The organism is Alcaligenes phenolicus (genome assembly GCF_032063905.1).
Lineage (GTDB): Bacteria > Pseudomonadota > Gammaproteobacteria > Burkholderiales > Burkholderiaceae_B > Alcaligenes > Alcaligenes phenolicus.
Window position 1 is genome coordinate 337,806 of record NZ_DAMBOE010000003.1, and the last position, 8,515, is coordinate 346,320.

At 57.5% G+C, this 8,515-nt stretch carries 7 protein-coding genes and 1 pseudogene; 2 read left to right on the plus strand and 6 right to left on the minus strand.

The genetic code is table 11. From position 1 onward, the window contains the following. Positions 1–18: 18 nt before the first annotated feature. From U2949_RS08060 to U2949_RS08085, 6 genes and pseudogenes are all read right to left on the minus strand, one after another. Positions 19–1,566 carry an LTA synthase family protein gene (locus U2949_RS08060; RefSeq protein WP_321287079.1) on the minus strand — a complete coding sequence of 516 codons (1,548 nt, stop codon included), beginning with the start codon at positions 1,564–1,566 and terminating at the stop codon, positions 19–21. Next, the gene (locus U2949_RS08065; protein WP_321287081.1) at positions 1,556–2,329 is read right to left on the minus strand and encodes an SDR family NAD(P)-dependent oxidoreductase; all 774 of its coding nucleotides are present in this window, start codon (positions 2,327–2,329) and stop codon (positions 1,556–1,558) included. The genes U2949_RS08060 and U2949_RS08065 overlap by 11 nt, the downstream gene beginning before the upstream one ends. After that, the gene (locus U2949_RS08070) at positions 2,316–3,794 is read right to left on the minus strand and encodes a glycosyltransferase (RefSeq protein ID WP_109089234.1); all 1,479 of its coding nucleotides are present in this window, start codon (positions 3,792–3,794) and stop codon (positions 2,316–2,318) included. Before U2949_RS08070 ends, U2949_RS08065 begins: the two co-directional genes overlap by 14 nt. A 15-nt stretch (positions 3,795–3,809) precedes the next feature. Next, the gene (locus tag U2949_RS08075) at positions 3,810–4,895 is read right to left on the minus strand and encodes a CgeB family protein (protein ID WP_321287083.1); all 1,086 of its coding nucleotides are present in this window, start codon (positions 4,893–4,895) and stop codon (positions 3,810–3,812) included. Next, positions 4,892–5,470, minus strand: a complete 579-nt coding sequence (locus U2949_RS08080) for a glycosyltransferase (protein ID WP_407654172.1) — start codon at positions 5,468–5,470, stop codon at positions 4,892–4,894. Before U2949_RS08080 ends, U2949_RS08075 begins: the two co-directional genes overlap by 4 nt. After that, a pseudogene (locus U2949_RS08085) lies at positions 5,355–5,900 on the minus strand (DMT family transporter); the annotation flags it as partial. The gene U2949_RS08080 and the pseudogene U2949_RS08085, both read right to left, overlap by 116 nt. Positions 5,901–6,028: 128 nt before the next feature. On the opposite strand from U2949_RS08085, the gene U2949_RS08090 reads away from it, so the two are divergent. Together U2949_RS08090 and U2949_RS08095 are read left to right on the plus strand one after the other, a co-directional pair. Then, positions 6,029–7,420: an aminotransferase-like domain-containing protein gene (locus U2949_RS08090; protein ID WP_321287087.1), complete on the plus strand. Its 1,392-nt coding sequence runs from the start codon at positions 6,029–6,031 to the stop codon at positions 7,418–7,420. Between the two features lie 123 nt (positions 7,421–7,543). Beyond that, complete coding sequence (locus U2949_RS08095) at positions 7,544–8,419, plus strand: DMT family transporter (protein ID WP_321287090.1); 876 nt, start codon at positions 7,544–7,546, stop codon at positions 8,417–8,419. The last annotated feature ends 96 nt before the right edge of the window (positions 8,420–8,515 follow it).

Below are 8,515 nucleotides of genomic sequence, written 5' to 3' on the forward strand. Positions count from 1 at the left end.
CTACAGTAGACAAAGCGTCTACTGGCTCATCAATCCACTAAAACACATCCACTCCCGCGCCAGATCATGAATCGCCGCATCCCGATGCGGCGTTTTTGTCTGGCTCCCTGCGGAGTTCCAGATAAAGTAATCCACATCCCCACAAGGAGTACCTAGCGCCGCGTAGACCGAAGGCATGATGGGAACGTGGTCGCCATACCAGCACAGGCTGGCAGGCCTGTCCGACGAGATCAAGGCTCCGCGCAGACGTGTCAGCATGGCATCGGCATTGCGGATGTGACGCAAGTAAATCGTCAAGTCTTCGCAACCTGGTGGAGGTGGCTGATGATACAAGGCCTCGACATCAGCCGCTGCAACCTTTTCCAGATGCAAAGGCCCGTGATTCTCCATCGTAATCACGTGTATGAATACCGGCCCTGTAGCCTGCTCCAGCACACTGGCGACTTTATCCGCCACCGCCAGATCGCCAATATAAGGGCCTGTACGTTCCACATCAGCAAAGGCCTTGATGTCCAGAAACTCGTCAAACCCAAACAGCGGAAATACACGGTTGCGCTGGTAAAAACTGGCGGGATAAGGGTGGATGCAAATCGTGTGGTAACCCTGCTGCTTCAACCAGGAAGCCAAAGTCGCCACAGACCATCCTGCACATACCGCGCGATAGGGATTGAAGCGGTGCACACCCAAAGCGCTGTTTTCAATACCGCTTAAGAAGGAAAACTCCGAGCGCACGGTGTTCGCACCCCAAGCAGGGACCTGCAAGTATCCGCTGGCAACCGCTTCGGCTTTGAAGCGGTCAAACTCCGCCAGAATTTCTGGTCGAATCCCGTCAGAAATTCGCCGGGCATCAAAGAAAGACTCGCTTTGTACGGAAACCAGATGCGGCAGATCCCCCGAAGAATCCGCACCGGACAAAACAGACGCAGACGTTGGAGCAACACTTTCAAAAGGGGAGGACAAGCTGGGGCGCTCTCGCCCTTGCTGCCAGTAACGCCAGAAGCTGGCTAACAGCCCCAAGGCCTGCACGTCCTGCTCCGGTGCAATCTGCACCATCAAACGCGCACTATTACCCCACAGCAGCAAGCCCAGACTCAGCACAGCAAGCAAAGCCAAGGCTCCCCATTGCGCTGTCCAGGCAGCACGCATGGCGGGTACGGGCTCCAGCCATAAACCAATTGTCAGAGCGGCAATAAAACCCGCTGCCGCCAGAAAGAACTTCCCCCACCCCAGAAAAGGAATATAGAGCCGAGGATGACGAATCGCATCCGTAAAATACTCGTAATCCTGAAATACAAAGGCTTCACGCAAAGCCTTGAACTTGGCATTGCTGACCACAACCAGCAGCAGGAAAAAGGCGCACAGCAAGGCCGTGGCAAAGATAGGCCGTCCCAGCAAAAAAACCAGGGCGACATATGCCAAACCGTACAGGCCTATGTGCAAGGCCCAGGCCGCTGCAGGACGACGCAAGCTGGCTGCTGTTTGCAGGAAACGCTCCAGCCCGACTGTCAGGGCCAGTCCCGACAAGGCAGCCAGGATTGCAGTCCAGAATCCGGGCTCAAGCGTCATAACCGATCTTGCTCAGAATAAAGACAGACACCCGGGCGGGCAGCACGGCGAGAAACCAGCAACCAAGGTTCAAAGGAAACGGAAAGCTGATACGTGCTTTATTGGCTTTCAGGCCACGGGCAATACGCTTGGCTGCTCTTTGCGGGGTCCACAGGAATGGCTTGGGGCCTGGCATGGCATCACACATGGGCGAGCTAACGTAGCCTGGCATCACCACATTGACCTTGATTCCCTCCGGGGCCAACCAGCCGCGCAAACCTTCACCATAAGCTTTAACAGCCGCCTTGCTGGCGCTATAGGACGGCGTGGTGGGCAGACCAAAGTAAGCGGCCAAGGAGCTCATCAAGGCGATCTGACCGCACCCTTTCGCCCGCATGGCGGGCAGCACAGATTGCACGACTCGCAGCGAGGCCTTCACATTGATATCCAGCAACAGTTCGGTATCTTCCCAGGCCTCCGGCTCGCCGTTGGGACCTACATGGATATTCATGCCCGCATTCACGATGACAAGATCAAAAGCGGCACATTGCGACAACCAATCATGCAAGGCATCCAGATCACGCAAATCCAGCTGATGGGTATGCACTTGCGCGCCCGCCTGACGGCAGCGCTGGGCCAAAGGCTCCAGAATCGCAGCATTGCGACCATGCAAAGTCAGCTCTGTACCTGGCTTGGCGTAGTAAAGCGCCAGCTCGCCACCAATGGCACTGGTGGCGCCAGTAATCAGAATCCGTTCCTGCCTTGCTGGTTCAGCTACGCCCACGCGCTCTCCTTTCTTGAAAGGACCAGTACAAAACCATGCCAAAGCCTACACACACCGTCGCATTCAAGGGAACCAACAAGTAGTTGCCCATGCGTATGGCCACATACAGGGCCAGTGCCGAATACAGGAAGGTGAACACTTCTCCGATCAGCAAATACAGATTGATGCGAGGCTGTCTTGCCGCCTTCTCGCCTTCGCCTTTGGGCGTGCGGTTAAATTCCCCGTAAACCTTGAAGGCGGCTCGTACACCGCCGACAAAATAATACCAAGCCATGGGCGGGAACATGGCGACATACAAGTAGGTATGCCACACGGTCCCCAACACACCCGGCCTGTCATCGAAACGCGCGCCCTTGCGAGCCCCAAAGGCATTATTCAACGCCCAGACAGCGACCAGCAAGAAGAACAGTGGTGCGCCCCAAAGCAACACGACATGGTCGAAATCCAGCAAATAATTCAGCGGCAGGCTCAACAAAATCAAGGCGTAAATGGAGGCCAGCATGACCGATGAAAACATCATGGAAAACGCATGCATGCGCTTCATCAAGGGCATGTCCTGCTGCCACATCTGCCCCAGGTGCTTGAAGGCACTATGAATCAGCCCCCGCCCCCAGCGCTCCCGCTGCACACGGAACGCACTGATGTTCTCGGGCAAGGTGGACATGGACACCACATCGCGTAAATAAGCGTACTTCCAGTCACCAAACTGGGCCCGATAACCCAGGTCCACGTCCTCGGTAATGGTAGAGGCATTCCAACCGCCCAGGGCTTCCACGCAAGCGCGTCGCCAGACACAGGAACTGCCACTCAAGGAAGCCATATCCCCGTCTTCGCTCAGCCCCACCGTCACATATTGCTGGTGGCCCATTTCCATGGCCTGAAAGCGGGTCAGGAAAGAGTGGTCACGGTTTTCATAGCCAATACCCGTCTGCAAAAAACCCAGCTTCGCGTCCTTGAAAGGCGGAATGGTTTTCTGCAGGAAATCGGCTGGCGGCAAGAAGTCCGCATCAAATATCGCAAAAAACTCGCCCTGGGAATGCTGAATGCCATGCACCAGATTCCCGGCCTTGTAGCCCGCACGATCGGCACGTTGAATGCGGCGAATAGGCACACCTTGCCGAGCACACTGATCCACCTTGTTCTGGGCCAACAGCGCCGTCTTGTCTGTTGAGTCGTCCAGTACCAGAATTTCCAGCGCGGACACCGGATAATCCAGGCGACAAGCCGCATCAATCAGACGCTCGACAACGGCCGCCTCGTTATAAATCGGCAATAGAACACTGACCTTGGGATACCAGTCCTGCTGCAAGGAGGCAGACGTCTGCACCAGATCGCTTAACTTGCGGCGCTCCACGCGCCGCGAGATCAACAGTACCCGCAACTCCAGGATCACGTACAGGGCAAAGGCCCCGACAACCAGCAAGAACAGCGCCTGAATCAGGTACGCAAAAATGTTCACAATCATGGAAACAAGCGCACCCTAGAAGCCGACCACATCAGCCAACTCCTGGAGGCGATGCTCCCAGGTGTGGAACTGGCGTACATAAGCCGCCCCCGCCGCCGCACGCTCGCAGTCCTGTGCGGAGGGACCTTGACGCAGACGGGCAAACAACTCACTGGCCTGCTCACGAGAATGCACCACATGACAAAAATCACGGAAATAACGATCCACCGCACGACCGGGGTTAGTCACCGCAATGCCCCCACTGGCCAGAATTTCCAGCAAGCGGCGCGAGCACATGGTGTCAGAATCCGTGACCGAGTTCACGTTCAGGCACATCACATGTTCTTTGTAGATACGCCCCGTCTCGCGGTGCGGAACCTGACCATGAACCTGCACATGCGTCGAGCGCGGAAAGCGGAATTCGATATGCCGGGACAATCTGTCGTGATTTCTGTCGTAGGCATTAAGCTGCATCTGCGCATCCTCACAGGCCCCAAAAATCATGTCCAGAAAACGCCTACGTTCACTCAGGATGCGACGGTAATAACTGCCCGTAAAGCACCCTTCCTTGCGCGTGAAATCAAAGCCCGTGAAACTATGAAACGCAGGCTGATACGGCATGCTCAAGGTATTCACAGGCACATCAGGACTCAAACGGGCCCGATAACGCGGCAGGCAATCACTGTCCGTGGTGAACACATAATCAAAGGCCTTGGCCACATCAATGAAGTGCTCGAAGTACGCCCCGTCGTCCTTGTTCCAGAACACCGTGGGCACACCCTGATCCTTAGCGAACTGCACCAACTTGTAAATCGTGCGAGGCGTGCGCAAACGGATAAGGCGTGACTGCTTGGCCAGCTCGTAACGCCACGCGCCGCCCAGCCCATGAAACACGGACTCCACAAAAAGCAAATCAGGCTTCCAGGAGGAGATGACCTCCTCGTAATTGCGCGGGTTCAGAATACGGATAGAGCATTCGGCGGACAGGCAATCTGCCGTGAAGTAGTCCGAGACCAAGGCCACTTTCAATTGCCCAAACTGCCCCGCGGGCTTGCCGTCTTCACTGACGGTTGGGTGCGTGTAGATGCGCGCCCCCAAAGCCCGGATTGCACGACCGATCATGAGTTAGCCCCGGCCGGCAAAGCATGCACCACAAAGTCAGCCCAACTGCGACGCTGCGTGGCCTCTTCACGTGCCAAGGCACCATCCCGCGCCAACACTTCCGGACCTGCCTGAAAGGTTTCATCCAGCACACGAGCCAGATCCTGCACATCACCCGCTTTAAAAAAGCGTACCGAGCGACATGGCCCAACTTCGTCTTGAAACACCGGCAAATCCGGTACCAGAACCGGCTTGCCCATCGCCATCGCCTCAACCAGCTTGATGGGGGGCACAATACGGCACACCTCAAAGGGACGACGAGGAATACATACCAGCGCGGCCTTGGCCTGCAAGGCGCGAGCCTCCTCAGGCGAGACCCGACCAGCAAACAGCACATGCTTTTCCATACCCAGGCTTTGCACCTGAGCCTGCAACTGAGCGCGCGCCTCCCCATCTCCAATAATGGTCAGGGTCACATCCTTGCCACGGCCAGCCAGATCCGCCCAGGCGACGTGACAGACGGCCGCCTTCGGCATAACCCAGGCCACACACCACCACGGCGGCCAGCATATACAGATCCCCTTGCCAGGCCGCATCCAGACCTTCTCGCGCGGCATAGGCCATCACCAGCAAGCAGCCTAAAACAGAGCACAGCCAGAACACGGGTTTATGACGTTCACCGGCCAAGACCACCCCAAAAAGCGCTGTGCACAAAGGCAATAAGGCGACGTACACAATGGAATGCGCCGAAGTGATGTACTGCAGGGCCAGTGCCGTCAACAAGGGGAATCCCAGCACAACACCAAAACCAACCACGGCCAGGGGCAACAGGTCCGAGCGTTGTGGCCGTGCCACGCGCCCGATCAGCAACCAGATAGCCGCCAACAAGGCGGCGAGCACCGCTCGCGCGCCCGTCAGAAAAAAAGGATCCATACCCAGTACAGCAACGCGTGTAGCCGGTAAAGAACCGGCAAAAATTGCCACACCAATAAAGCCGTTTAGCCAGCTGACTGCCTTGCTATCCATCATTCACTCTCCAACAAAGATGCTTGTCAGTACAACACAGCTATGCCAGCATACACAGGCACAGTCCAGTACAGTTTTAAAAAACTGTACTGCTCACAAGACCCACACACCGTGCCCGAACCTGCCCCATGTCTGCCTTGACCCGTATCGACCACATCATGCAATCCGTGCGTGAACGCATCGCGGCACGGACCTACCCGCCCGGCACCCGCCTGCCGTCAGTCCGCGCTCAAGCGAAGTCGGCAGGCGTGTCGGTATCCACGATTGTCGAAGCCTATGGCAGGCTGGCCGCCGAGGGGCTGATCGAGGCGCGTGTGGGTTCCGGTTTTTATGTAACGGCTCCCTTGGCCCCGCTCAGTTTGGCCGCCCTGGAGCCTGCCCTGGAGAAGGACATCGATCCTTTATGGATCTCGCGCCAATCTCTGGAAGCAGATGCCGATGTCCTGATGCCCGGCTGCGGCTGGCTTCCCTCGGACTGGATGTATGACCACGGGGTGCGCCGGGGTTTGCGCAAGGCCGCTCGTAGCCCCAGCGCGGACTTGACGGACTATGGCTCACCTCTGGGTCTGGAGCCCTTGCGACAAATGCTGGCCCGCCGCCTCGTACAGTCCGAGATAGACGCCGCCCCGCATCACATCATGCTGACCGACTCGGGCACTCAAGCCATTGACCTGCTCTGTCGCTTCTTCCTGGAGCCGGGCGATACGGTCCTGGTGGACGACCCCTGCTATTTCAATTTCCATGCCTTGCTACGAGCACACCGGGCCAAGATCGCCAGCGTGCCCTACACCCATCAAGGCCCTGATCTGGCCGCCTTCGAGGCAGCCCTGCAAGAACACAAGCCCCGCCTGTACATCACCAATTCAGGCATACACAATCCAACCGGCGCACGTCTTTCGGCCATGACCGCCCATAGCGTGCTGGCCATGGCGCAACGTGCCGACCTCTACATTATTGAGGACGATATTTTTGGGGATCTGGAGACCCGGCCCGCTACCCGACTGGCCGCGCTGGATGGGCTGTCCCGCGTAGTACAGATAGGCAGTTTTTCCAAAACACTGTCGGCCGCCTTGCGCTGCGGTTATATCGCAGCCCAGACTCCATGGATCGAGAGCTTGGTCGACTTGCGTACCGCCACCAGTTTCAGCAGCAACCGCCTGGCCTCACATATTCTGAACAGCGCGCTTGGCGACAGCGGCTATCGCAAGCATTTGGAACGGGTGCGATACCGGCTCTCCAAAGCCATGGATCACACCGTGACACAGCTGGAACAACTTGGCCTGACACCGTGGCTACGCCCCCGCGAGGGCATGTTTCTCTGGGTCCGTCTGCCCGCCGAGCATGATGCCCTGAGCCTGACACGCGCCTGCCTGCCCCATGGCATCGTGCTGGCCCCTGGCCCTGTTTTTAGCCAAGCCCCTGATGCTGCCCAGTTTCTGCGTTTCAACGTCGCTCAATGCGGGGACAAACGCGTCTTCAACGTCCTGAAACGGGCTCTGAACAAAGAGCTGTCTGTTTAAAGCATCAAGGAATTTCAGACCTTCCGCTTGAACACCCCGCTTCAGTGTCCTGGTCGCTGCCAGAGGATTACAATCGGCTCTGTTATGCGGCCCATGCGGACCGCCGCCACCGATCCCATTCCCATGTCCCCCAAAGACTTACGCGATTTATTCCTGCTAGCCGCCATCTGGGGCGGCTCGTTTTTATTTACGCTGCAAGCGGTCCCCGACTTTGGCCCCTTTCCCCTGACCGCCATACGGGTCGGTGTCAGTGCCCTGGCCTTGATGAGCTACATCACCGTCACCGGACGCTTGCCCATCTTTCTGGCGAACTGGAAACCCATCTTTGCCCTGGGCATTCTGAATGCCGCCGTGCCCTTCTCCTTATACGCCTTCGCAGCCTTGCGACTGGAGTCGGGCTTGCTGGCCGTCTTGAACGCCATGGCCCCCTTGTTCGGTGCACTGGTGACACGAGTCTGGTTGAAAGAGCGCCTGACACCCAGCCGCGTTCTGGGCCTGTGTTTGGGCTTTCTGGGCATTCTGATTCTGGTGTACGACAAGCTCAGCTTCAATAAAGGGGCCGAGGGCTGGGCCGTGCTGGCGTCTTTACTGGCCACGGTGTTTTACGGTATTGCCGCTAACTTTACCGCCCGCTATCTACGCGGTGTACAGCCCCAGGCGGTAGCAGCAGGCAGCATGGTCAGCGCAACATTGGTTCTGTTGCCAGCAGCCATTTACTGGTGGCCCGCACAGTTTCCGGGCCTGCATGCCTGGAGCGCTGCGCTGTCCTTATCCTTGCTGTGCACAGCGGTCGCCTACCTGATTTTTTACCGCCTGCTGTCCAATGTTGGCCCCTCCAAAACCATTACGGTGACCTTTTTGGTGCCGCCTTTTGGGGTGCTGTGGGGTGCCTTGCTGCTGGACGAGGCCTTGACCGCGCAGATGCTGATCGGTATGAGTACCGTTCTGTTCGGGACATTGCTGGCTACAGGGCTGATCGGCAAGCGCAAGACGACGTAAGTCAGCTACGCCGCCTTCGAGCTTCTGCGTCTTCGTTCTCGGTTCTCGGTTCTCGGTTCTCGGTTCTCGGTTCTCGGTTCTCGGTTCTCGGTTCTC

Bases quoted from the DNA above. Each gene is read 5' to 3' on its own strand.
- U2949_RS08090 (WP_321287087.1), top strand. From the start codon at position 6,029: ATGTCTGCCTTGACCCGTATCGACCACATCATGCAATCCGTGCGTGAA.
- U2949_RS08070 (WP_109089234.1), bottom strand. From the start codon at position 3,794: ATGATTGTGAACATTTTTGCGTACCTGATTCAGGCGCTGTTCTTGCTG.
- U2949_RS08075 (WP_321287083.1), bottom strand. From the start codon at position 4,895: ATGATCGGTCGTGCAATCCGGGCTTTGGGGGCGCGCATCTACACGCAC.
- U2949_RS08080 (WP_407654172.1), bottom strand. From the start codon at position 5,470: ATGCGGCCTGGCAAGGGGATCTGTATATGCTGGCCGCCGTGGTGGTGT.
- U2949_RS08095 (WP_321287090.1), top strand. From the start codon at position 7,544: ATGTCCCCCAAAGACTTACGCGATTTATTCCTGCTAGCCGCCATCTGG.
- U2949_RS08060 (WP_321287079.1), bottom strand. From the start codon at position 1,566: ATGACGCTTGAGCCCGGATTCTGGACTGCAATCCTGGCTGCCTTGTCG.